Annotated in this window: 22 protein-coding genes and 2 pseudogenes; 7 read left to right on the forward strand and 17 right to left on the reverse strand. The window is 70.3% G+C overall.

Annotated features, from left to right (window positions below; all coding sequences use genetic code 11):
- Window positions 1-5 precede the first annotated feature (5 nt).
- Window positions 6-316 (forward strand): annotated as a pseudogene (locus ACY0PA_RS04965) (hypothetical protein).
- Between the two features lie 6 nt (window positions 317-322).
- Here ACY0PA_RS04965 and ACY0PA_RS04970 read toward each other — a convergent pair.
- Window positions 323-514 (reverse strand): annotated as a pseudogene (locus ACY0PA_RS04970) (LacI family transcriptional regulator); the annotation flags it as partial.
- Window positions 515-745: 231 nt separating this feature from the next.
- Between ACY0PA_RS04970 and ACY0PA_RS04975 the strand changes: the two are divergent.
- The gene (locus ACY0PA_RS04975) at window positions 746-2,518 is read left to right on the forward strand and encodes a coagulation factor 5/8 type domain-containing protein (protein WP_473083519.1); all 1,773 of its coding nucleotides are present in this window, start codon (window positions 746-748) and stop codon (window positions 2,516-2,518) included.
- A gap of 49 nt (window positions 2,519-2,567) precedes the next feature.
- On the opposite strand, the gene ACY0PA_RS04980 is transcribed toward ACY0PA_RS04975, so the two are convergent.
- From ACY0PA_RS04980 to ACY0PA_RS05000, 5 genes are all read right to left on the reverse strand, one after another.
- A complete protein-coding gene (locus ACY0PA_RS04980; RefSeq protein ID WP_473086235.1) occupies window positions 2,568-4,175 on the reverse strand; it encodes a molybdopterin-dependent oxidoreductase in 1,608 nt (535 codons plus the stop codon).
- Window positions 4,176-4,304: 129 nt separating this feature from the next.
- Window positions 4,305-5,678 carry a GH1 family beta-glucosidase gene (locus ACY0PA_RS04985; RefSeq protein ID WP_473083520.1) on the reverse strand — a complete coding sequence of 458 codons (1,374 nt, stop codon included), beginning with the start codon at window positions 5,676-5,678 and terminating at the stop codon, window positions 4,305-4,307.
- 47 nt (window positions 5,679-5,725) lie between these two features.
- Window positions 5,726-6,607 (reverse strand): carbohydrate ABC transporter permease, encoded by an 882-nt coding sequence (locus ACY0PA_RS04990; RefSeq protein ID WP_473083521.1) that lies wholly within the window; start codon window positions 6,605-6,607, stop codon window positions 5,726-5,728.
- Window positions 6,600-7,595, reverse strand: coding sequence for a carbohydrate ABC transporter permease (locus tag ACY0PA_RS04995; protein ID WP_473083522.1), 996 nt, complete (start codon window positions 7,593-7,595; stop codon window positions 6,600-6,602). The genes ACY0PA_RS04990 and ACY0PA_RS04995 overlap by 8 nt, the downstream gene beginning before the upstream one ends.
- 11 nt (window positions 7,596-7,606) lie before the next feature.
- A complete protein-coding gene (locus tag ACY0PA_RS05000) occupies window positions 7,607-8,920 on the reverse strand; it encodes an ABC transporter substrate-binding protein (RefSeq protein ID WP_473083523.1) in 1,314 nt (437 codons plus the stop codon).
- A gap of 189 nt (window positions 8,921-9,109) precedes the next feature.
- Here ACY0PA_RS05000 and ACY0PA_RS05005 point away from each other — a divergent pair, with 189 nt between their 5' ends.
- Window positions 9,110-10,393: an ROK family protein gene (locus ACY0PA_RS05005; protein WP_473083524.1), complete on the forward strand. Its 1,284-nt coding sequence runs from the start codon at window positions 9,110-9,112 to the stop codon at window positions 10,391-10,393.
- 15 nt (window positions 10,394-10,408) lie between these two features.
- On the opposite strand, the gene ACY0PA_RS05010 is transcribed toward ACY0PA_RS05005, so the two are convergent.
- Window positions 10,409-10,813, reverse strand: coding sequence for an ACT domain-containing protein (locus tag ACY0PA_RS05010; RefSeq protein WP_473083525.1), 405 nt, complete (start codon window positions 10,811-10,813; stop codon window positions 10,409-10,411).
- A gap of 164 nt (window positions 10,814-10,977) precedes the next feature.
- Window positions 10,978-12,252 carry a diaminopimelate decarboxylase gene (gene lysA, locus ACY0PA_RS05015; RefSeq protein WP_473083526.1) on the reverse strand — a complete coding sequence of 425 codons (1,275 nt, stop codon included), beginning with the start codon at window positions 12,250-12,252 and terminating at the stop codon, window positions 10,978-10,980.
- 93 nt (window positions 12,253-12,345) lie between these two features.
- On the opposite strand from lysA, the gene ACY0PA_RS05020 reads away from it, so the two are divergent.
- Window positions 12,346-14,001 carry a PucR family transcriptional regulator gene (locus tag ACY0PA_RS05020; RefSeq protein ID WP_473083527.1) on the forward strand — a complete coding sequence of 552 codons (1,656 nt, stop codon included), beginning with the start codon at window positions 12,346-12,348 and terminating at the stop codon, window positions 13,999-14,001.
- Here ACY0PA_RS05020 and ACY0PA_RS05025 read toward each other — a convergent pair.
- Complete coding sequence (locus ACY0PA_RS05025; protein ID WP_473083528.1) at window positions 13,908-14,378, reverse strand: amino acid permease; 471 nt, start codon at window positions 14,376-14,378, stop codon at window positions 13,908-13,910. The genes ACY0PA_RS05020 and ACY0PA_RS05025 overlap by 94 nt on opposite strands.
- A gap of 359 nt (window positions 14,379-14,737) precedes the next feature.
- On the opposite strand from ACY0PA_RS05025, the gene ACY0PA_RS05030 reads away from it, so the two are divergent.
- Window positions 14,738-15,028: a hypothetical protein gene (locus ACY0PA_RS05030; protein ID WP_473083529.1), complete on the forward strand. Its 291-nt coding sequence runs from the start codon at window positions 14,738-14,740 to the stop codon at window positions 15,026-15,028.
- A gap of 36 nt (window positions 15,029-15,064) precedes the next feature.
- Here the strand turns inward: ACY0PA_RS05030 and ACY0PA_RS05035 are convergent, their stop codons facing one another.
- The 3 genes from ACY0PA_RS05035 to ACY0PA_RS05045 form a co-directional block, all read right to left on the reverse strand.
- Complete coding sequence (locus ACY0PA_RS05035; protein WP_473083530.1) at window positions 15,065-15,541, reverse strand: GNAT family N-acetyltransferase; 477 nt, start codon at window positions 15,539-15,541, stop codon at window positions 15,065-15,067.
- Between the two features lie 130 nt (window positions 15,542-15,671).
- Window positions 15,672-15,854 carry a hypothetical protein gene (locus tag ACY0PA_RS05040; RefSeq protein WP_100594486.1) on the reverse strand — a complete coding sequence of 61 codons (183 nt, stop codon included), beginning with the start codon at window positions 15,852-15,854 and terminating at the stop codon, window positions 15,672-15,674.
- Between the two features lie 130 nt (window positions 15,855-15,984).
- On the reverse strand, window positions 15,985-16,941 hold the full coding sequence (locus ACY0PA_RS05045) for a class I SAM-dependent methyltransferase (RefSeq protein WP_473083531.1): 957 nt from the start codon (window positions 16,939-16,941) through the stop codon (window positions 15,985-15,987).
- A 113-nt stretch (window positions 16,942-17,054) separates the two neighbouring features.
- Between ACY0PA_RS05045 and ACY0PA_RS05050 the strand changes: the two genes are divergently transcribed.
- Complete coding sequence (locus tag ACY0PA_RS05050) at window positions 17,055-17,648, forward strand: helix-turn-helix domain-containing protein (protein WP_473086236.1); 594 nt, start codon at window positions 17,055-17,057, stop codon at window positions 17,646-17,648.
- Window positions 17,649-18,296: 648 nt separating this feature from the next.
- Window positions 18,297-19,496, forward strand: a complete 1,200-nt coding sequence (locus ACY0PA_RS05055; protein ID WP_473083532.1) for an acyl-CoA dehydrogenase family protein — start codon at window positions 18,297-18,299, stop codon at window positions 19,494-19,496.
- A gap of 5 nt (window positions 19,497-19,501) precedes the next feature.
- Here the strand turns inward: ACY0PA_RS05055 and ACY0PA_RS05060 are convergent, their stop codons facing one another.
- Genes ACY0PA_RS05060 through ACY0PA_RS05080 form a run of 5 tightly spaced genes read right to left on the reverse strand, consistent with a single transcriptional unit; the run spans window position 19,502 to window position 23,191 of the window.
- Window positions 19,502-20,077: a GAF domain-containing protein gene (locus ACY0PA_RS05060; RefSeq protein WP_473083533.1), complete on the reverse strand. Its 576-nt coding sequence runs from the start codon at window positions 20,075-20,077 to the stop codon at window positions 19,502-19,504.
- Window positions 20,067-20,741, reverse strand: a complete 675-nt coding sequence (locus ACY0PA_RS05065; RefSeq protein WP_473083534.1) for a GTP-binding protein — start codon at window positions 20,739-20,741, stop codon at window positions 20,067-20,069. The genes ACY0PA_RS05060 and ACY0PA_RS05065 overlap by 11 nt, the downstream gene beginning before the upstream one ends.
- Entirely contained in the window at window positions 20,719-21,096 is a 378-nt protein-coding gene (locus ACY0PA_RS05070) for a DUF742 domain-containing protein (RefSeq protein WP_473083535.1), read from the reverse strand. Before ACY0PA_RS05070 ends, ACY0PA_RS05065 begins: the two co-directional genes overlap by 23 nt.
- A 2-nt stretch (window positions 21,097-21,098) precedes the next feature.
- The gene (locus tag ACY0PA_RS05075; protein WP_383884237.1) at window positions 21,099-21,524 is read right to left on the reverse strand and encodes a roadblock/LC7 domain-containing protein; all 426 of its coding nucleotides are present in this window, start codon (window positions 21,522-21,524) and stop codon (window positions 21,099-21,101) included.
- Window positions 21,521-23,191, reverse strand: coding sequence for a sensor histidine kinase (locus ACY0PA_RS05080; RefSeq protein ID WP_473083536.1), 1,671 nt, complete (start codon window positions 23,189-23,191; stop codon window positions 21,521-21,523). The genes ACY0PA_RS05075 and ACY0PA_RS05080 overlap by 4 nt, the downstream gene beginning before the upstream one ends.
- Window positions 23,192-23,438: the final 247 nt, after the last annotated feature.

Here is a 23,438-nt window from a genome sequence, read left to right on the forward strand (position 1 = left end):
CCACCCTGATGCAGGCCGCTGATATCCGTGAGTGGCGCTCCTACGACGTCGTCGACCCGGACGGCCACAAGACCGGCATGCTCGAGGCTGTCTAGGTGAACACGAGGACGGACGAACCGGCCATGGCCACCGTCTGATCGGCCTCCCCACGCGGCACAGGCTCGTCTTCGTTCCGCACAACGACACGGACGAGTGGGCCCTGGTCTTCACCGGGCCCGACTGCGAAGGGGACTCCTGGACACTGCGTCCGCACGGCCGGCCGGCCACCGACTACCTCAAACTGCGCTCGGTGTTCCTCACCCCGGCACAGGACTGACCGGGCGTCGAAGTCGGGGCGCCGGCCGAGCAGCCGACCCATCGCGGCCGCCCCGGTGTCGAGAGTGAAGCCATCTTCGGCGATCGGCACGTAAGGGACACCGCCGCGCTCCATCCCGTCGCGGAACCCCACCAGCCGCTCCTGGCCCGCCGGAACGTCCAGCGGCCCCGCCACGGTCGCCACCCTGCGACGCCCCGCCGGCGCGAGACTGTCAAGAGACGGCCAACACCTCTTTGTTCAAAGGGTGTTGGACCCCCGAGGGCGGCGGGGCGACTCGACGCGAGCCCCAACAGCAGCACGCCCGCCCCCAATTTCAATGATTCTGGATTTAAGTCTTGACGCATCGTTCACACAGATGAAGCATTCGACCGCAAGAGAGCGCTCCCACCCCCCACATTCGTTCATTTACTGAACTAGGAGAGTCGCCCTATGCTCACACCCCCCACGAATCCCTCGCGCCGGACTGTTCTCGGCGTCATGGCGGCCACCGCGGCCACCGTTCCGGGCCTCCTCGCACTCGGGAACGCCGCCTCCGCGGCGCCCGCCGCCGACCCGCTGCCCGGCGGCGGTGACCTGGGCCCGAACGTGATCGTGTTCGACCCCTCCACCCCTGGCATCCAGGCCAGGCTGGACGAGATCTTCAAGCAGCAGGAGTCCGCACAGTTCGGCTCCGGCCGCTACGCGTTCCTCTTCAAGCCCGGCACATACAACGGGCTCAACGCCCAACTCGGCTTCTACACCTCGATCGCCGGCCTCGGCCTGTCCCCCGACGACACCTCGATCAACGGCGATGTCACGGTCGACGCCGGCTGGTTCAACGGGAACGCCACCCAGAACTTCTGGCGCTCCGCCGAGAACCTCGCCCTCACCCCCGTCAACGGCACCAATCGCTGGGCAGTCGCCCAGGCCGCGCCGTTCCGCCGTATGCACGTGAGGGGCGGCCTCAACCTCGCCCCCGACGGCTACGGCTGGGCCAGCGGCGGCTACATCGCCGACAGCCGCATCGACGGCACCGTCGGGCCGTACTCGCAGCAGCAGTGGTACACCCGCGACAGTTCCGTCGGCGGCTGGACCAACGCCGTCTGGAACATGGTGTTCTCCGGCGTCGAGGGCGCCCCCGCCCAGAGCTTCCCGGACCCGCCGTACACCACGCTCAACACCACGCCGGTGTCCCGTGAGAAGCCCTTCCTGTACCTCGACGGCTCCGACTACAAGATCTTCCTGCCCGAGAAGCGCACCGACGCGCGCGGCACCACCTGGGGCAGCGGCACACCTCGGGGCACCTCGCTCGCGCTCACCCAGTTCTACGTGGCGAAGCCCGGTGTCACCGCCGCCACCCTCAACGCGGCGCTCGACCAGGGCCTCAACCTCCTTCTCACGCCCGGGATCTACCACCTCGACGCGGCGATAGAGGTGAAGCGCGCCAACGCCGTGGTCCTCGGCCTCGGTTACGCCACCCTCATCCCGGACAACGGCGTCACGGCGGTGAAGGTCGCCGACGTCGACGGTGTGCGCCTGGCCGGGTTCCTGATCGACGCGGGCGCGGTCAACTCGCAGACGCTGCTGGAAGTCGGGGCCTCCGGAGCGTCCGCCGACCACTCGGCCAACCCCATCACCGTCCAGGACGTCTTCGTGCGGATCGGCGGCGCGGGCCCCGGCAAGGCAACCACCAGCATCGTCGTCAACAGCCGGCACACGATCATCGACCACACCTGGGTCTGGCGCGCCGACCACGGTGACGGCGTCGGCTGGGAGACCAACCGCGCCGACTACGGCGTGCGCGTCAACGGCGACGACGTGCTGGCCACCGGCCTGTTCGTCGAGCACTTCAACAAGTACGACGTGTACTGGGCCGGCCAGCGCGGCCGTACGATCTTCTTCCAGAACGAGAAGGCGTACGACGCCCCGAACCAGGCCGCCGTCCAGGACGGCAACGTCAAGGGATTCGCCGCGTACAAGGTCGCCGACTCCGTGACCACGCACGAGGGTTGGGGACTCGGCAGCTACTGCAACTACACGTCGGACAACACCATCCGCCAGGACCACGGCTTCGCGGCGCCCAACACGTCGGGGGTGAAGTTCCACGACCTGCTCGTCGTGTCCCTGGGTGGCCAGGGCCAGTACGAGCACGTCATCAACGACATCGGCGCCGCCACGTCCGGCACGTCCACGGTGCCCTCGACCGTGGTCTCGTACCCCTGATCCCACCGGTGCAGGGCGACGGACCACGGCCCGTCGCCCTGCTCCGCCGTCAGCCGATCTCCACCTGAATCGAGTGGTATCCGCTCGCCCCGTCCGGTACGGGGTCGGCGCGCTGCGCCGTCTGGGTCCGGCCTGTGCCATCGGTCGCGCGGACCGTCAGGCGGTGCCCTCCCGGGGTCGCCTGCCAGGGATAGGACCACTGGCGCCAGGTGTCGCGGGTGTCCTCCGCCGCGAGCGTGGCCCGCTCCCACGGCCCGTCGTCGACACGGACCTCGACGTTCTCGATCCCCCGATGCTGCGCCCAGGCCACCCCCGCGACCATGACCGTGCCCGCCTTGCGGTTCACGAAGGGCTTGGGGGTGTCGATGCGGGACTCCGTCTTGATGGGCGCCTGCTGGGCCCAGCTCCGCTTCACCCAGTACGCGTCGTAGTCGGCGAAGGTGGTGAGCTCGATGTCCTCGATCCACTTGCAGGCCGACACGTAGCCGTACAGACCCGGGACGAGCATGCGCACAGGGAAGCCGTGGGCGAACGGCAGGGGCTGACCGTTCATCCCCAGAGCCAGCATCGAGTCGCGCCCGTCCATGATGTCCTCTACAGGGCTGCCGATCGTCATGCCGTCGACGGAGCGGGCGACCAGCTGGTCCGCGGGGCCGCCCTTCGACGGGGGTCTGACGCCGTTGTCGGCGAGCACGTCGGCGAGGCGTACGCCGATCCAGCGGGCGTTGCCGATCAGGGCGCCGCCGACCTCGTTCGATACGCAGGCGAGGGTGATGGCACGCTCGATGAGCGGCCTTCGCAGCAGGTCGTCGAAGGTCAGGGTGACGGGGCGGGTGACACCCTTGCCGTGGATCCGCAGCCGCCATTTCATGGCGTCCACCATGGGGACCACCAGCGCGGTGTCGACCCGGTAGAAGTCCTTGTTCGGTGTGGTGAACGCGCCGATGCCGGGGATCGCCAACTGGGCGCCCGCCGGGGTGGGTTTGCCGGGTGACGCCGGAACGGGCAGCTTGACGCCGTTGCGTGAGCCCACGGCGTTCTCGTCCTGCGTGCCGCGCGAGGCCCGGGCCAGCAGTGCGGCGGCGGTGGAGACGACGGCGGCGGTCGTCGCGCGTGTGATGAACCCTCGCCGGTCCCATCCGGGTTCGGTGCTGCCCTCGGGCGGCTCCTCGGTCAGCGTGGTCCGCGCCGGGCCGGTGAGCGCGTACAGGAGCCAGGCACCCACCAGTGCGCCGACGACGGACGGCGCGGCGTCGGCCATGCTCGTCGAGTCGGGGCGCGTGGTGGCCGCGAGTGCGCCGATCACGCCGAAGATCAGGACGCCGGCCGATCCGGCGCGGCGGTGGCGGGCGGCGACGAGTCCCAGGACCACCGCGAGGAGGGCCAGCACGGCGACGATGCCGAGCTGCAGGACGAGCTTGTCACTCGTGCCGAAATTCCGGATCGCCCAGTCCTTGACGGCGGTCGGCGTGCGGTCGATCGCCGCGCCTCCCACCGCCACCACAGGGCTCGCCTGGGGACGGGTGACGGCCGCCGCCAGTTCGGCGGCGGCCAGGGCCGCGTAACCAGCCAGCAGTCCGCTCAGCGCGCCGAGGAGTGCGCGCCGTCGTGCAGCGCGCCGCCCCCAGAAATTCCGGTTCTCGCCCGCTCCAGAAATGGGGAAACCTTCCTCGCGGCCTGTGCGCCGCGCCCTCGAGCTTCGTCAGCCCGACCATGCTGTAGGCGATACCGCACGCATTCAAGCGGACATGCGTGGGCGTACGGGCGCAAAAGCCGCAGGAACGCGTCAGGCCGCATTGCCCCCGAGTCCTCTCCCCTGCCGGTGCCTGCGGACGATGTCCGCGTAGCGGTGGCCGCTGCCCTTGATGGTGCGTCGCTGCGTCTTGTAGTCGACGTGGACGAGGCCGAAGCGCTTGTCGTAGCCGTAGGCCCACTCGAAGTTGTCCAGGAGGGACCAGGCGTAGTATCCCGCGAGCGGTGCCCCCTTGCGGGCGGCGGAGGCGCAGGCCGCGAGGTGGCCCTCCAGGTACTCGGTGCGTCCGGGGTCGTCGACGGATCCGTCGGGCCGTACGACGTCGGGGAAGGCGGAGCCGTTCTCGGTGACGTAGAGCTTGCGGGCGCCGTACTCGTGGGTGAGGCGCAGGAGCAGGGTCTCGATGCCGCTCGCGTCGATCTCCCAGTCCATGCCGGTGCGCGGAACGCCGAGGCGGTGCACCTCGCGGGCGTGCGGGGCGGGTCCTGTGGGGTCGTCGGCGACGACGGCCGGCATGTAGTAGTTCAGGCCGAGCCAGTCGAGCGGGGCGGCGATTGTCTCCAAGTCCCCTGGATGTTCGGGCAGTTCGACCCCGTAGACGTCGCGCATGTCGGCGGGGAAGCCGCGGCCGTGGACGGGGTCGAGCCACCAGCGGTTGGTGTGGCCGTCCATGCGGTGGGCGGCTGCGACGTCCTCGGGCCGATCGGTGGCGGCCTTGACGGTGGAGAGGTTGTTGACGATGCCGACGCGCGCGTCGGGTGCCGCGCCGCGGATCGCCTGGGTGGCGAGGCCGTGGCCGAGCAGCAGGTGGTAGGAGGCGCGGACGGCGGCGGTGAGGTCGGTGATGCCGGGGGCCATGCGGCCTTCGAGGTGGCCGATCCAGGCCGAGCACAGAGGTTCGTTGAGGGTGGCCCACTGGGTGACGCGGTCGCCGAAGCGTTCGGCGACGACGGTGGCGTAGTCGGCGAAGTGCTTCGCCGTGTCGCGCTCGGGCCAGCCACCCCGGTCCTGCAGGGTCTGCGGGAGGTCCCAGTGGTAGAGGGTGACGGACGGCTCGATGCCGGCTTCGAGGAGGCCGTCGATCAACTGATCGTAGAAGTCGAGGCCCTTGGCGTTGACGGGGCCGTCGCCGCCGGGCACGATCCGCGGCCACGCCAGCGAGAGCCGGTAGGCGTTGGTGCCGAGTTCCTTCATCAGCGCGATGTCCTCGCGCCAGCGGTGGTAGTGGTCGCAGGCCACGTCCCCGTGGTCGTCGCCTGCCACCTTGCCGGGGGTGTGCGAGAAGGTGTCCCAGATGGAGGGTGCGCGGCCGTCCTCGGCGACGGCTCCCTCGATCTGGTAGGCGGACGTGGCCGTGCCCCAGGCGAAGTCCTTCGGGAGAGCGGCGAAGTCGATGGGCTTGGACACTGACGTCCTTTCGGGCGAGGAGCCGGCGGCGCGGTCCGGTGTACTGCTCACTTCACCGCCCCGGCGGTCAGACCGGCGACGAGGTAGCGCTGGAGCAGCAGGAATCCGGCGACCACGGGGATGCTCACGACGAGTGAGGCGGCCATGATCTGGTTCCAGTACACGTCGTTCTGGGTGGAGTAGTTCTGGAGGCCGACGGCGAGGGTGCGGGTGGCGTCGGTCGTCAGGACGGACGCGAAGAGCACTTCTCCCCAGGCGGTCATGAAGGCGTACACGGCGACCGCGACGATGCCGGGGATCGCCGCCGGGACGACGACGCGGAACAGCGCCTTGAGCGGTCCGCAGCCGTCCACCATCGCGGCCTCGTCCAGGTCCCTGGGGACCGATTCGAAGTACCCGATGAGCATCCAGATCGAGAAGGGCAGGGAGAACGTGAGATAGGTGAGGATCAGTCCGCCGCGCGAGCCGAACAGGGCGATCCCGGTGGACTGGCCGATGTTGACGTAGATGAGGAACAGCGGCAGCAGGAAGAGGATGCCGGGGAACATCTGCGTCGACAGGACCGTCACCGTGAAGACGCGCTTGCCGCGGAACTGGTAGCGGCTGACCGCGTAGGCGGCGAAGACGGCGATCACGACCGAGCAGACCGTGGCGGCGCCTGCCACGATCAGCGAGTTCCAGAAGTACTTCGCCAGCGGGACGGTCTTCCAGATGTCGAAGTAGGGCTGGATGGTGAGCCCGCTGGGCATCCAGCGGAACTTGCCCGACACGTCCTCCAGCGGTTTGAGCGAACTGGAGATCATGACGTAGACGGGCAGCAGGACGAAACCCGTGAGCAGGGACAGGAAGATCCGGCGGGACCAGATGAAGGAGCGCGGGGACGCCATCGGCGAGCGCGGAGCGCCGCGGGGGACGGTGGGGCTAGCCATGGGAGACCTTCCTCCCTCGTGAGGTGAGCACCAGGTAGATCCCCGTCACCAGGAGCAGGAACAGCAGCAGGAGTACGGACATGGCCGCGCCGGTGCCGAAGTTCCAGGTGGCGAAGGACGACTGGTAGATGTGCACGGAGATGAGGTCGGCCGCATCGGGCGCCGCCCGCCCGAACAGCACGAACGGTGTGTTGAAGTCGTTGAACGTCCACAGGAACAGGACGAGTACGAGTACCTGGTTGACCGGGCGCAGCGAGGGAAGGGTGATGCGCCGGATCTGCTGCCAGATGCCCGCGCCGTCCATGGCGGCGGCCTCGTAGAGCTCCTTGGGGATGTTCTGGAGCCCGGCCATCACGATCAGGAACGCGAACGGCCAGCCCTTCCACACCGAGACGGTCAGCAGTGCGAAGAAACTGTTGTCGCCGATGAGCCAGAAGGGATGCCCGTCGGCGAGTCCGAGCTGATCGTGGAGTACGTGGTTGACCAGGCCGTTGTCCCTTTGGAAAATGAACGCCCAGGTGATCACGGCCGCGTAGACGGGCAGCGCGTACGGCACCAGGAACAGGGTCCGCAGGAAGCCACGGCCGGTGAACGTCTCCTGCATGAAGACGGCCGCCGCCGTGCCGAGGAGCCAGCACAGGCCGACCGACATGAGCGTGAAGACGCAGGTGATCCAGAACGAGTGGAGCAGGGCCTTTCCGACGGGTTCGTTGAAGTCGACGGCCATGTCGAAGTTGCCGAGGCCGGCCCAGGGAGCGGCGCCCCAGTCCCGCAGGTAGAGCTGGGTCAGCTCCTTGAACGCCATGAAGAATCCGATGGCGATCGGCAGCAGGTGTACGAGGATCTCGAGCAGCAGCGCGGGGAGCAACAGCAGGTACGGAAGTCCCAGGCGGCGGATGCGCCCGGGGCGGCGCGGCTTGCGCGTCGCCCCGGGGGTGTCCTCACGCACCGCCGGATCCCCTTTCGGGGAGTTCACGATGGTGGTCATGGGCGCATCACTCACTGACTGGCCATCTGCTGCTGCGCCTTGGTCAGCTCGGCCTTGACGTCAGCCGTGGAGAGCTTCTTGCCGTTCGCCGCCTGGGCGAAGAGGTTCTTGACGGCGGTGCCGACCGAGGTCTCGAACTGGGACTCGTCCGACACCTGGGGCAGCGCGGTGGCGCTGGTCGCGAGGGTCTCGCGCAGCACCTTGAGCTCGGGCCGGTCGAACGCCGGGTCGCTCTGGGCGGCCTTGACCGGTGGGATGGAGCCGTAGGTCTTGCAGAGCAGCTTCTGCTCGGCGTCGCTGGTCATGAACTTCACGAACTTCATGGAGCCGTCGATGTTCTTCGTGTTCTTGAAGACGGCGAGGTTGATGCCCGCCACCATCGAGTTGGTGGCCTGGCCCGCGCCGGGCGCACCCGACTGGACCGGCACCGGGGCGACGCCCCACTCGTCGTCCTGCATGCCCTGCGACTTGAACGTGGTGGCCGCGGCCTGCCACAGGACCATGGCGGTCCTGCCCTTGGAGAAGTCGCTGAGGGACTGGTTCTTCGCGTACTCGGCGTTGCCGGGCGCGATGATCTTGTTCGTGGCCATCATGCCGACGTACTGCTTGACGGCGGCGACCGCTGCGTCGTTGGTGAAGTCGGCCTTGCCGTCCGCGGTGAAGAAGTCGCCGCCGTGCTGCTTGGCGAGGACGAACACCTGGTGGATGTTGTTGGAGAGGTTGGAGCCCTCGGCGCCGAGTCCCCACTTGCCGCCCTTGGATATCTTCGCGCCGTCCGCGGTGAGTTCGTCCCAGGTCTTCGGCGGCTCGGTGATGCCGGCTTCCTTGAACATCGCCTTGTTGTAGTACAGGGCGTACGCCATCGAGTAGAGCGGTACCGCGGCCGGGTCCTTGCCCTGCGCGCCGGTCGAGCCGAGCGCCGACTCCACGAAGCGGTCCTTGCCGCCGACCTTGTCGAAGTTCTTCTGGTCCCACGCTACGAGGGCGCCGGTCGCCTGGAGCGAGGACGACCAGGTGTTGCCGATGTTGAGGACGTCGGGGCCCTCACCCGAGGTGGTCGCCGTGAGGATGCGGGTGAGCAGGTCGGACCAGGGGACGACCTCCAGCTTGACCTTGATGCCGGTCTGCTTCTCGAACTTGTCGAGTTCGGGCTGGAGGATCTTCTTGTCCGCCTCGACGTTCGGCCCCTGGTTGGACGCCCAGTAGGTCAGGGTCTTGGGCGACTCGTTCGATCCCTCGTCGGATGAACCCCCGCCGCAGGCGGTCGCGGCGGCCAGCAGGGAGACGACGACCGCGCTGCTGGCGAGTGCTCGAATTCTTTGCATGGCTCCAGGTGTCCCTTCCTCAGGAGCGTCCAAGCCGGGGCGCGGGTCTGCAGGCCGAAGCGCTCGGCGTTCAGTTCCTGAAGTCACCCACGACTTAATTTAGGCTGTGAGTTAAGCCGCGCGGAAAGGTCGCGTCAAGGGTTTGTGCAGGGGTACCTTGCGTCTGTCGCAGGTCAGGAAGGAGCCCAGATGGATCGGCGGAGCAGACGCACGGTGAGTGACCTGCGCAGGGCCAACCGAGCAGTGATACTGCAACAGTTGTATTTCGACGGCCCGACGAGCCGCCAGGCGCTCGGCCCGCTCACGGGGCTGAGTTCAGGATCCGTCAGCAACGTGGTGGCCGAACTCGCCGCCGACGGGCTTGTGGAGGAGGCCGGCAGTCTGGATTCCGACGGCGGCCGGCCGCGCATCCTGCTCCGCGTCAGCCCGCACAGCGGCAGCCTGATAGGCATCGACGTCGGCGAGACCCGCGTCCGCGTGGAGGTCTTCGACGTGACCCTCACCGAACTCGCCCGCGTCGACATCCCGTTGACGGGCGACGGCTACGACGTCGCCGTTGTCGTGGAACACATCCGAAGCGGCATCGAGCAGGTACTCTCCGCGGCCGGCGTGCCGGCGGACGACCTTCTCGGGATCGGGATCGGCGTTCCCGGTGTCGTCGAGCGGGTCCCCGATTCCGGGGCCGTTGTCCACTGCCAGACAATCGGCTGGGACGCGGTCCCGTTGGAGGCGCTGCTACGCGCTTCCTCCCAACTCCCGTCCACAGTCCCGTACTTCATCGACAACGGCGCCAGGACGCTCGGGCAGGCGGAGATGTGGTTCGGCGCCGGGCGCGGCGCGCGCAGCGCCGCGATCGTCCTGTTCGGCACCGGGGTCGGCGCCTGCCTCTTCGCGGACGGCAGGGGGCGGGCCCTGGAGTGGGGCCATCTGACGGTGCAGGCCGACGGGCGGACGTGCCGGTGCGGCGCGCCGGGCTGCCTGGAGGCGTATGCGGGGGCCGCGTCCGTACTGGAACGGTGGCGCGAGGCCGGCGGGCAGCCGCCCCAAGGAGTCGACGAGGAGACCCAGTTGACGGCGCTGCTCGCCGCCGCGTGCCCGACGGACGGGACCGAGCCCGACCCGGTGGCCTACGAGGTGATGGCGAAGACGGCCGAGTACCTGGGCGCCGGACTGTCCGACCTGATCAACCTCTTCCAGCCTGAGCGCATCCTGATCGGCGGCTGGGCCGGGCTCCAGTTCGGCTCCCGCTTCCTCGACGACGTCCGGAAGCACACCACGAAGTACGCCCTGTCCTACCCAGCCGGAAAGGCCACCATCGAACTGGGCAAGCTGGGCCCCGACGCGGTCACCGTCGGTGCGGCGACCCTTCCCCTGGAGGACTTCTTCGCCCGCGGCGGCCGACGGGACACCCCGGCCCGGGAACCGACACCGCCCGCGTGGCGTACGGCACTTGAGGGTCGCGTTCTCGGGTGACCCGAGCCGGCTTCGTCACGCGGTGGCCGACCGGCGCGCGAGGTCTTCCAGCAGCGCCACCGCCTCTTCCGCCCGCTCATGGGGGACGAAGAGGTGGTCATGGTGGAACCCGGCCACGACGTTGCAGCTCAGGTCCGCGGCGGCGAGTTCCTGGGCGACGGCCGCGGTCAGGCCCACGGCCTCCAGCGCCGAGTGGACGCGCAGGGTGATCCACCCCGCCACGTAGTCCTGGCCGAGCCCTGCCGCGTGGGCCTCCTCCAGCGGGACCACCAGCGTCAGGGCCTCCCTCTCGGCGACGGTCACCACGGGGGTGACGCCGGGCGGAATCGCGCCGTCGACGGTGGTGAAGACGTAGCGCCCTGGGTTCAGCTCCGGTCGCATGCCGCTCAACAGGGTCCGCAGATCTCTCTCGCCACTCATGATCACCAGGTTAGGCGGCACGCACGATCGCGCACGCAACGCGGCCACGGACACCCGCATTCCTCGCGTCTTCTTGCCAGTTGATGTCGCTGATTTTCATGTCGATATCAAAATCTTGCGCACGCCTGTGGCGATCAGCCCATCGGGCGCCCCAGGGGCCGCCATCACTGGTCCCGGCGCAGCAGGTCCTCGTACGTCTCGCGGCGGACCACCGCGCGGGCCTCGCCGTCGCGGCAGAAGACGACCGGGGGGCGGCGGGCGCCGTTGTAGTTGTTGGAGATCGAGTAGCAGTACGCGCCGGTGACCGGTACCGCGATCAGGTCGCCGACGGCCGGGGCGCGCAGCGGTACATCGCGGATGAGGGTGTCGCCCGACTCGCAGTGCCGGCCGACCAGGTCGCAAGGCTCCCCGCCGCCCACGCGGGAGGTGACCGTCGCCTCGAAACGCTGGCCGTACAGCATGGGTTCGAGGTTGTCGCCCATGCCGCCGTCGACGGCGACGAGGGCGCGTGGGCGGCCCCGCTTGACGGTGACCGCGCGGTAGAGGGTGAGCGCCGACTCGGCGACCAGGGACCGTCCGGGCTCGATGATCAGCCGGGCGTTCGCGGGGAGATGGGCGCGGGCCGCTTCGGTCAGGGTCCGGACGTACTCGTCGACCGTCGGCGCCTGGTCCGCGTAGGTGTACCGGACGCCCAGGCCGCCGCCCAGGTCGTACACCGCGTGCTCGCCCAGCTCGCCGAGGGAGGCGATGGCCTCGACGGCGCGGGCGAACGGGGCGGTGTCGAGGAGCTGCGAGCCGACGTGGACGTGCACGCCGTCGAGGCGGAGCCGGTCACTGGCGCGCAGCCGGGCCGCGGCGCGCACCGCGTCGGGCACGGAGAGGCCGAACTTGGAACCCGCGTGGCCGGTGGCCATCGCCTCGTGGGTGTCGGCCTCGACGTCCGGGATGACGCGGATCAGGACGCGCTGCTCGTCCGTGACGATCTTCTCCAGGCGGTCGATGTCGTCGAAGTTGTCGATCACGATCGTGCCGGCTCCGGCGCCGACCGCCATGGCGAGTTCCTCGTCGGTCTTGGCGTTGCCGTGGACGACGAGCCGGGCCGGGTCGGCCCCCGCGGCGAGTGCGGCCACGAGTTCTCCGCCTCCGGCGACGTCCACGCCGAGCCCTTCCTCGACCATCACCCGAACGACGGCGGTGCACGGGAAGGACTTGGACGCGAAGACCACTTGTCCGTGCGGCCAATGATGCTTCAGGGCGTCCACGTACGCGCGTGCGCGGGCCCTGAGAGCACCCTCGTCGACGATGACGGCGGGGGTGCCGAAGCGCTCGGCGAGGTCGTCGAGGCGGCATCCGCCGACGACCATCTCGCCGTCCGGGGCAAGATTTGTCCCCTTCGGGAAGAGTCCGACGATATCTGAGGCAGCGGTCGTGGCGCTCATGGGCGATGGCTCCTGTCCCTGGTCGATGGGCCTATGCTGACGGCTTCCCCCGCCGCCTTCACCGGCGTCCTGACCCAGGAATCGAGGCCCCCGTTGTCTGATCAGACAATCCCCGACGGCCGGGCCGCGGGCTCCTTGCGCCTGCTCGTCGGCTCCACCGGCCCGCTCCGCGCGCTCGCCGCACCCGGTGGCCTCGACGTCCCCGTGCGCGGCACGGTCATCCACGACCCGGGCGACCCGCTGCCCGCGGCCCCCTCGGCGCTGCTGCTGCTCGTCGGCGCGGACGTGGCCGATCCGCGTACGGGTACCGTGCTGCGGCGCGCGGCGGCGGAGGGTTACGCGGGGGTGGTGGTCAAGTGCCGTGGGCAGGAGGCGGATCGGCTGACGGCCGAGGCCGAGCGGTGTTCCGTGGCGGTCCTCGCCGCCGGCGACGCTGTGCCGTGGCGGTACGTGGACGCGGAGATCGGCTGCGCCCTCGCGGCGTACGGAGTGGGTGACCTGTCCCCGTCAGCCCCTGCCGGAACCGAGGAACTCTTCGCGCTGGCCGACGCGGTGGCCGCGGTCGTGGGCGGCTCGGTCGCGGTGGAAGACCTGGACCAGCATGTCGTCGCCTACTCGAACGTCCCCGGCCAGCGCATCGACAGCCTGCGCGAACGCGGCATCCTGGAGCGGCGGGTCCCTGACGACCCCGGCCAGCGGCAGCAGTACCGCGATGTGCTGGCGGCGCAGGGCGTGGTGCGGTTCCCCCGGGCGCGCGACGAGCTGGCGCGTGGGGCGGTCGCGGTGCGTGCGGGGACCCTGCCGCTCGGGACTCTGTGGGCGATCGAGCCGGAGGGCGGCCTGTCGGAGCAGGCCGAGTCGGCGCTGCGGGACGCGGCGCGGCTGGCGGCCCCGCATCTGCTGCGCGCGCTGAACGCGACCGAGGCAGAGCAGCGCATGCGCCGGGACACCCTGCGGGCGCTCCTCGAGGGGTACGGGCCGGCGGCCGACGAGGCAGCGGGCCGGCTCGGGCTCGGCCAGGGGGAGAAGGTGTGCCTGGCCGCGTTCGCCCCGGACGAGGGCAGCGCCCTCGTCGCCCACCTGGAGTCGTCCCTGGTCCGGTACTGCGCGGCGCACCTGCCGTCGGCGACGGTGACGGCGTCGGCGCGTGCGGTGTACGTGTTGCTGACCTCGCTCTCGCCCGCCGCCGCGCGGAGGTTCGCGGACGGTGCGCTGGGGACCGTACGGGCCGCGCTGGGTACTCCGGTGCGGGCCGTGGTGACGCGGGCGTACCCGGATCTGCTGCGGGCCGGTGCGCTGCGGCGCGAGGCGGACGACATTCTCCGGGCCACCGGCGGCGGCCGGGCCGACGCGCCCACGGCCACCGCCGAGGACGTACGGCATGTGGTCCTGCTGAACCGGCTCGGCGACGAGCTGCGCCGGGAGCCGTGGCTGCGGCTGCCCGGGGTCGCCGCACTGCTGGCGCACGACGGGGAGCAGGGCACCGACTACGCGGCGACGGTCACGGCCTGGCTGGACGCGACCGGGGATGTCGCGAGCGCCGCCGCCGGTCTGCGGGTGCATCCCAACACCCTGCGCTACCGGCTGCGGCGGGTACGCGAACTCTTCGGCCTCGACCTCGACGACCGAGGTCCGGCTTGCCGCGTGGCTCGAACTCAGGCTCGCGCAGAGGTAGTTGTCACGACGGCTTCCTCCGCTGAAGCGCCCCGCACCCGCAGGGCGGAGTGGCGGCGGCCGAACGCCAGGTAGAGCACCGCCGCGAGCGACGGTGTCGAAACCGACGCAGGAGAAGAAGACGGCTCACCGAGGGACGCGTAGGTGTACGAGTACGTGCTGCCCGCCACCTGGATCGCGCCGGCCAGTTCGACGTAACACAGCGCGGCGAGTCCCGCGACCACCGCCGCGACGACGAAGGAGAGCACCACGCCCGGTCCCGCCTTGGGGACCGCCGTGCCGAGCACGAAGAAGATGCCGGTGCCGACGACGGAGCTGATCCCCAGCAGGGTCAGCTGCGTCAGCCCCATACTGCGCCGCAGACCGCCCGGCCCCGAGGCCTCGCCCTCCGCCTCATCGATCATGCTCTCCAGCGGTTTGCGGCGGCACAGTTGACGGGCCGTCACGCGCATGAGTCCTCCTGGATGTCCCACACCCCGCGGTGGATCGCGAGGCTGCGGGGGATGCTGCGGCACCCGGACCGCGCACTCAACGTCGGATCCGTACAAGAGCGGCAGGACGCTTTGGCCAATGCGACAGGTGCGCGAAGCGAACTACGTGTCGTATCGCCGGAGGTGCAGGTGGCAACGCAGGTGGCAACGCAGGTGAAAGCGCAGGTGGAAGCGCCTTCTCCGATTGGCAGTTGATGTCCGCCTTTGTACGGTGATTACGGCGTTCGGGTGCAGTGACCGGCAGGACGCAACCAACCGGTGGCCCAGCAGCCTCATGACCGACACAGACCGACACAGACCGACCGTCGTGAGGAAGTGCCATGAACTCTCCTGCCACCGTCCTGCCGACCCCCGACCTGGACGCGGGCGCCGACTTCCTGCTCCCGCTGCCAGACCCGGCACAGCGCCTGGACCTGGTTCCGCCGGCCCCCACGCGCCTGACCTCCCGCGACCGGCACCGCCTCAGCCTGAACGCCACGCTCACCACCGCCGGGATCCCGCCCCACCCCGACGACATGGAGGCCATCGACGCGCTCAGCGCCCTTGACGACACCGTCGCGCTCGCCGTCCAGAGGTGGCTGATCTCCCGCCCCGCCCCCCTGCTCGGGTGAGGTGAGGCACCGGCCCTGTCCCCGCAGAGCGGCGCCCTACAGCGGCTGGTCCATCCGCACCTGCATCGGACGCAACCCGATGGCCTGGTAGAACGGCCGTGCCGCGTCGTTGAACTCCCACACGCTCGCGACCAGCCGCCGGCATCCGGCTCGGCGCCCCACGTCACGGACGGCTTCCACCAGCGCCGCGCCGACCCCGCTCCGAGCGCTGCCGGGGTCCACGGCCAGGTGCTCCATGGAGACCACTGCGGTGGGCAGGGTGATCAGGGATCCCTCCCTCCTCTCGACGCGGCAGAACGTGTACCCCACCACGTCGCCCTCGTCGGACTCGGCGACCAGGAGGGTCGAGGCCTCGTCCCTCAGCCAGCCCCGGAAGCGCTCCGCCGTCCCTGCCTCCGACGGCTCGTCGACGAACAGGTCCGGCCGGTGCCGCGCGTGCAGCCGCTGAACCATGCCGCTCAGCCGGACCATGGCGTCGACGTCACCGGGGGAAGCCTCACGGATCCTCGTCATCGCTCCATGGTCGTGGCCGCCTCCCGCGGCCACCAGCCGGATTCCGGCCCGGTGTGTCCCCACGTGCCTCTGCCGGGTACGTCGCAACGCCCCCGCGCCGGGAGAGCGGGGGCGTTGCGACGTCGATGTGTCAGCGCTTCAGGCTCGACTCGGCGACGCGGGCGGCGATGGCGTTCACCTCGTTCTGGGGCAGGCCCGCCTCGCACACGATGGTCACCACGCGACCGTCGTCCAGCGTCGCCCGCCGCACCCCGACACCCAACGGCACGGACGGTTCCCGCCGCTGCTCCACTTCAAGTTCCTGCTCGGGCATGCGCGCTCCAACCCTCGACGAGAGGCCACGGTAAGCACAGCGGGGAACGCGGATCACGCCAGCCACACAGGCACATCACACAAACGAGCCCGCACGTTCCACGCAGACGGAGCACCCCGCCCGCCGGTCGTCACGACGCCCGGCGCACACCCGCGAAGACGGTGGTGGCCGAGAGCACGAACGCGTCGGGGCGTCGCAGGATGCTCTCCGGCGCCGAGTCGTCGAGCAGGACGTCGAGCGTCTTGCGGTCGTCGGCTTCCAGGGACTCGCTCATCACGTCGCGCAGCCGCGTCAGTTGGTTGTGCAAAAACGTGCGGGCCGTCTCGCCCAGGGGCGCCGGCAGGTCGAGCAGGTACGTGAAGCTGCCGACGTCGGTGAGCCCTGCCTCGGCGAGCATCGCGGGCCAGTCCTCGACCGTGCTGGTGCTGCCCGGCAGCTCGGAGCGCATCCGCTCGAACCAGTACTCCTGCAGGGCGTCGAGCCGCGCCTGGAGACCCGGCTTGCCGATACCGATGTCGCGGGGGAGGCAGCGCATCGGCAGTCCGCCCTCGGCGACCGCGAGCATGCCGCCGGGCCGCAGCGCGCCGGTGAGCGCGTCCAGTACCCCCTGCTGATCACCGATGTGGTGCACGGCCTTGCTGCTCCAGATCAGATCGGCCTCGCGGAGACCGCCGCCCGCGTGCCCGTCGCCGCCTTCCAGGTCGCCGGGCAGCTCCGCATGCCGGATCGTCACCCTGTCGCCGAGTCCGAGCCGCTCGGCTCGGGCCAGAGCGCGGTCGAGGAGTGCGGGCGCGCCGTCCACCGCGACGACTTCGGCGTCCGGGAATGCCTCGGCGAGCGCGCAGGTCATCACGCCCGGGCCGCTGCCGATGTCGAGGACGCGGCGGACCTGCTTGTCCGGGCCGAGCAGTTCCGCGAGCCGGGTCGCCGTCCGCCTGAGGACCGGGAGGTGCAGATCGCCGTTGTTCTCCAGCGTGTCGGCCATGGCCTCCCAGTCGATGTCGGTGCTGCCGGGACCGTGGTCATGCCCGTGACCGTGCGTGTGGTCGTGCCCGTGGCTCTGCGCGGGATTGCTGTGAGTGCTCATGGCCAGGAGAGTGCACCCGTCGCCCGTGAACGGCAATCCGTGTTGCCATTTCCGGGACAGCCGGGTGAAATGCCCGCATGGACGACGTGGATGACGTTGATGACGTTGACGATATGGACGGTGTGGACAAGCCAGCGCCCTATCAAGCGGTACTCGACGAGGTCGCCCCACGATTGAGACGACTGCGCGACCGGCATGGTCTCACCCTGGCGGCCCTCTCGGAGGTGACCGGCATCTCCAAGAGCACCCTTTCACGCCTTGAGTCCGGACACCGCCGCCCCAGCCTTGAGCTGCTGCTGCCGCTGGCCGGCGCGTACGGCGTGCCACTGGACGAGCTGGTCGGCGCTCCCGAGGTGGGCGATCCCCGGGTCCGGCTGACGCCCCGCCCGATGCCGAGCGGCGGCACGTTCGTACCCCTGACGCGCTCGCCCGGCCCTCTTCAGGCGTACAAGCTGGTCATCGCCGACCGCGGCTGCGAGCCGGATCTCCGTACGCACGAGGGCTACGAGTGGCTGTATGTGCTGGACGGCCGGCTGCGGCTCGTGCTCGCCGAGCACGATCTGGTCCTCGGCCCGGGCGAGGCCGCCGAGTTCGACACCCGGGTCCCGCACTGGTTCAGCAGCGCGGACGGCCGGCCCGTCGAACTCCTCAGCCTCTTCGGGCGCCAGGGGGAACGAATGCACGTCCGCGCCAAGCCCCACCGATGAGCCGCCTCCCCCAGAACCTCGATGCACAAAAGCGGCACCCCCTTTAGTGGACCCACGTCCGCTCCCGTCAGCGCCGTCAGAAAGCGGGGCCCCCGCGTCCGCTCGTAAAGAAACGACCCTGAAACGACCCCGGGCATGTAGTGAAAACCGGCCGCTAGATCGTCACCGTAGAGACAGGTCCTCCTCTGAGGTGCAGCGACGCACTCAGGAGCGGGACCGTCCGACTGTTTCCGGCGGCGGTCACACCCCGTGGCCTATCGAACGTGCCGGCCCGACCATGGGAGCGAAGTGAGGCGATACGTGATCCAGGTGCGCGCCGTCGACGCGAAGGTCCGCGCCCAGCGCACAGGAACGCCCCCGCCCACTCCCACCCGGTCCCTCCTGTCCTGGAGGCCCTCCGGATGAGGTGTCGGCGGCGGCTGCCCGCGATCCGCCACACACCAGCGAACGCGCAATTCACCTCCTGACCGGAGGGTCCCCGCAGGGCTTCGCCGCTTCGCGCGGCGGGCCGGACCGCGATCGGCCGTGCGCGAACAGCACGTCTTCCTGTTCCTCGTTTTCGTATGTCCACCAGATGGCCTGCCCGGCCACGTGCCCGTCGGGGCGGGACCGGGTTCCAAGCGGCCTGCGTGTAAGGAAGGGTTACAGATGGACGGCTACTTCATGACGGAGCGTCACAAAATACTGCGGGCCGAGGTCCGCGCCTTCGCCGAGGCGAAGGTGGCTCCCCGGACAGCGGACATGGAGGCATCACGGGCCGTCGAGCACGAACTGTCCCGGCTCATCGCCAAGGAGGGCTGGCTCGGTGTCACCATCGACCAGGGCTACGGCGGCATGGGCATGGGCCATCTGGCGAAGACGATCATCATCGAGGAACTGTCGCGCGTCAGCGGCGCGATGGGCGCCATGGTGCAGGCCTCGCAGCTGGGCGTCGCCAAGATCATCCACTTCGGCAGTGAACGGCAGAAGCTGAAATGGCTGCCGGCTGTCGCGGCTGGCGACTGTCTTCCGACGATCGCGGTGACCGAGCCCCAGTCCGGCGGACATGTACTCGGCATGGAGTCGACGGCGCGGCGCGAGGGCGACGAGTACGTCCTCAACGGGCGCAAGGTCTTCGTCGGCAACAGCCATGTCGGCGACCTGCACGGTGTGGTGGTGCGCACCGGCGAGGGCTCCACCGGACTGTCCGCGTTCCTCGTCGAGTCCGACCGCCCCGGATTCTCGCTGGCCCCGCACCGGCCCGCGATGGGCCTGCACGGATTCAGCTTCGGCGAGATCCGTTACGACGAGTGCCGCGTCCCCGCCGAGAACCTTCTCGGCCACGAGGGCCAGGGCCTCGACGTGGCGTACTCCTCCAGCGTGCTCTACGGCAGGCCGAACCTGACCGCCGTGTCGCTCGGCATCCATCAGGCGCTGCTGGAGGAGACGACCCGCTACACCTCCGAGCAGCTGCGCTACGGCAAGCCGCTCAGCGCGCTGCCCACGATTCGTCAGAAGCTGGGCGAGATGCAGTCACGCCTGATGACCGCCCGCCTGGCCGCCTATCACGCCGTGCATCTGCTGGACTCGGGCATCGCCTGCGACGCGGAGCTGATGAACGCCAAGTACCTCAACGTGGAGTCCGCCATCGACTCGGCGCGGGCGGCGATGGAGATCCACGCCGCGTGCGGCCTGTTCCCCGACCGGCCCGTCGAGCGGTTCGCCCGGGACGCCTCGCACATCTACGCCCCGGCCGGGACGTCCGACATCCAGCTGTACAGGCTGGCGGAGGTCGCGCTCGGCACGTCCCTCAGTGACTGGTCGAGCCGGCTCGCCGCTCCGCACGTTCCCGAAGCGGCGGCCGTGTAGCGACGTCAGAGGCGGGGCTGCCCGGCACGCTCGTAGATGCGCTGCATGGCCTGGTCGCGGAACCTCTTGATCAGGTCGAGGGAGCCGCGCGCCGTAGCCAGGGCGCGGGGCTCGGTGCCCACCGCGCAGACGGTGCCGAGCGCGATGCCGGTCTCCTCGTCGATGAGCGGCGCCCCGAGGTACACGCGGATGCCCAGTTCGTCGACCACCGGGTTGCCGGCGAACCGCGGCGCCGCGTACACGTCGGGCAGGACGAGCGGGATCCGACGGCTGATGACCTCGGGGCAGTAGCCGTGGTCGCGGGCCATCACGCGACCGACCTCGGGCCCGCTCATCGCGTCCTGCGGGCCAAGGGTGTTGGGCAGGCCCCGCGGCGTGTGCAGTCCGGCGAAGAACTGCTGGTCGGTGATGAGGTTGACCATCGCGTACGGGGTTCCCGCCGCCTCGGCGAGTTCCGAGGCGAGGGCGTCGAGGTCGGCGGCCGCGTCGCCCAGGCCGAGCTGGGCGAGGCGTCCGACGCGCGCGTCGAGTTCGGTGTCGGGGGCTGCGATGTGCAGCCCCGTCTCTGCGTCAAAGGGCACGGTGAGGGTTCCCGTCGAAGGAGGTGGGCAACGAAGGTGAAGGGGTCGGAGCGGGCGGCGCGAGTGCGGGCTCGGACGCCGGCGCGGAGCGCAGGGACAGCGTGAGCGCGTACTCGACGAGCTTGATCAGGACCTGCTGGGTGGAGAACGGAGCGCGCGCGTCGAACATGATGACGGGGACGTCCGGGTTCAGCTCGATCGCGGACTGCACCTCCTCCGCCGTGTAGCGGTGGGCGGTGTCGAACTCGTTGACGGCCACGACGAAGGGCACGCCGCGGTCCTCGAAGAACTCGACCGCGCTGAAGCAGTCGTCGAGACGGCGGGTGTCGGCGAGGACGACCGCCCCGATGGAGCCGAGGGCAAGGTCGTCCCACATGAACCAGAAGCGGTCCTGACCGGGCGTGCCGAACAGCAGGAGCTGCAACTGCTGGCGCCACAGGGTGATGCGTCCGAAGTCCATGCTCACGGTCGTGGTGGTCTTGTTCTCGACGCCGACCAGGCTGTCGGTGGCCGCGCTGGCCGTGGTGAGGATCTCCTCCGTGGTCAGCGGTTCGATCTCGCTGACCGTGGCGACCATGGTCGTCTTGCCCACGCCGAACCCGCCGGCGATGAGTATCTTCAGCGCGGTCAGGGGGATGTCGTCAGAGGCTTCGAAGGCCTTCAAGTGCCGCCTCCAGGAGGAGTGGGTCGCTTCCGTCCGCCTCTCGCGGGGGAAGCGCGGGAACGAGTACGTGGGAGTCGAGCAGATCGGACAGAAGGATCTTGGTGACCTGTACGGGGACGCCCAGCCGGCCGGCGATCTCGGCGACCGACCGCGGTTCCTGACCGCACAGTTCGAGCACCTGGGCGCTCTCGGGGCCGAGCCGGTCCAAGGTCGAGGGGGCGAGGCCGGGGGCAGCCCGCACCCGGGACACGAGTCCCAGGGCGCGGGCCGGGCGGGTCCGGCCACCGGTCAGTGCGTAGAGCCGCAGCTGAGCGGTGTCCTCGGCCAGCCAGGGCTCGTCGGTGAAGTCCGGCACCGTTAGTCGACCAGAGCGCCGGTGGGCCCCGGTGCGGTGCGCGCGGGCGTGCCGAGGTGGCCTCTGACGCTCTTCACGAGCATCGCGATCTCGTAGCCGACCACTCCGACGTCCGCGCTCTTGTCGGTCAGCACACCGAGTACGCCGTTGACGCCGGCGCGGGAGACGAACAGATAGCCGCCCTCGCCCTGCACGATGACCTGCTCGACCCCGCCGAACGCGCGCTGGATGGTGCCGAGTCCGCCGCCGAGCGAGCACATGCCGGTGGTGATGGCGCTCAGCCGGTCCGCGTCGTCGTAGCCGAGACCGTGGCTGTGGCGCATCACGCCGTCGCTTGAGGCCAGGACCGCGCCCGTCACGGCGGGCACCCTGGCGGCGAGGTCGGCGAGCAGCCAGTCCAGGTCCTGGTCGAATGATGGCTGGGTCATCGGTACTCCTGGGAGTCTTGGCGCTGAGTGGGTGCCACCGGAGATGCGGGGGTGGCCCCGTCGTCCTGCTCGGCCCGCTCCAGCCCCGCCGTGAAGCGGGCAAGCAGGCCCGCGTCGATCGACTCGCCGTCGCCGTGGTCGGCGGCCGGCCCCTGCTCGCGCAGTTGGGGGGAGAGGTGTGAGCGGCGTTCCTTGTTCCGCTGCGCCAGGACCGGGCGCCCTGTGGGGTCCTCGGCCGGCGCGGCGGGGGCGGCGGGCGCGGGAGGCACCTGCCGCTGGGGAAGAGGCGGCTGCGTGGTCACGGCCGTGGCCTCCCGGGGTGCTTGGAGCCTCGCGGGGTCCACAGCTGCGGGCAACGGCTGCGCCCGGCGGCTCGCGACCGGGGCGGGCGCGCGGGGCGGCTCCGGCTCGGCGGGGGCCTTCACCGGCGCGGACTTCTGCGCCGCCGCCTTCTTCCCGGCGCGGGACTCGCTGAGCACCGAGTGCGAAAGGACGAGTACCGCCTGGACGCCTCCGTAGAGGTTGTCCTGGAGCTGTACGGCGAGCCCGCGACGCCTTGCTATCTTCGCGACGACGAACAGCCCGGTGCGGCCGTCCTGCAACTGCTGGTCGACGTCGAAGAGTTCGGGCTGGGCGAGGAGGCGGTTCATCTCGTCCCGCACCTCGGCGGGCATGCCGAGGCCGCGGTCCTCGATCTCCACGACCATGCCGGAGGCGGCCATCTGGGCGCGGATCATCACCTGCGTGTGCGGCGGCGAGAACTTGGTGGCGTTCTCTGCCAGTTCGGCGATGAGGTGGATGATCTCGACGGCGGAGTGGCCGACGACCTCGTAACCGGACGGCGGCGGCAGCACGCGGACGCGCGGGTAGTGCTCGATCTCCGCGACGGCCTGGCGCAGCACCGTGGCGAGCGGAACCGGGGAGCTGAAGTGGCGGGGCACGGCGCCGCCGAGGACCGCGAGGCTCTCCACTGCGCGGTGCACGCGGGTGACGAGGTGGTCGATGGTGTAGAGCCGGTCGAGGTGCTCGGGGTCCTCGACGACCCGCTCGGCGTCGTCGAGCTGCTTCAGCGCACGCGTCACCAGGAGCTGCAGACGCCGGGCGATGTTGACGAAGGCGTCGACCTGCTGGCGCGTGCCCGCGTGGATCACGGCGGTCTGCGCCGTGTGCTGGAAGTGCCGCAGGTGCTGCTCCAGCACGCCGAACGCGTGCGTCGCGGCCGTCTCGGGGACGGGCGCGGGGGCGTCGGGGCGGTCGCCGCTGCGCAGTTGCTCCGCGGTCCGGGCGATGCTCTGGTGCCCTTCGGCGGCGAGCGACGTCAGATGCTTGATCCACTCGCCGACCGCCGCGTCGTTCTCGGCGCGCTGCCGGGTGAGCGCGTCGGCGGTGCTGTGCGCGGCCCGCCGTGCGACGGCGAGGACCGCCGCGCAGCACACCCCTGCCGAGACCCCCGCGCCCCACACCAGCGGTCCCGAGCCGCCCGCCGCGGAGACGGCGAACGCTCCGCCCGCGAGGACGGCCACCGTCCCGGCGGGGGCCATGCCGAGCATCGTGGTGCGCCGGCGCAGGCCACGCTCGGTCCTCAGGTCGGCCGGAGCGGCCTTGCCGGCTCTCCGGCCGCTGCGGTGGGCGCCGGATGCGGTGGCGTCCGACGAGTAGTGAGACATAGGCGTCCTCAAGACGAGCGGGGGGCAGCGCCGGCACGCCGACATCCTTGTACGTGTCGGCCGCGCCCGCGGTCGTCCGAACCTCCTTGTGACGGAGGCTCGTTGTGACTCGCGTGCATCTTGTCCAGGGTGGCTGTCGCGTGGCAAAACGGCCCCCGCGACGAACATCAACTCTGTCGGTCCGGCCCGGGCGGAGCTACGGGAAACCAGGGTCGTTCCAGGGTCGTTTCTCCCTGTCAGGTGTGAG

The organism is Streptomyces sp. DS1-CR2 (genome assembly GCF_055760475.1).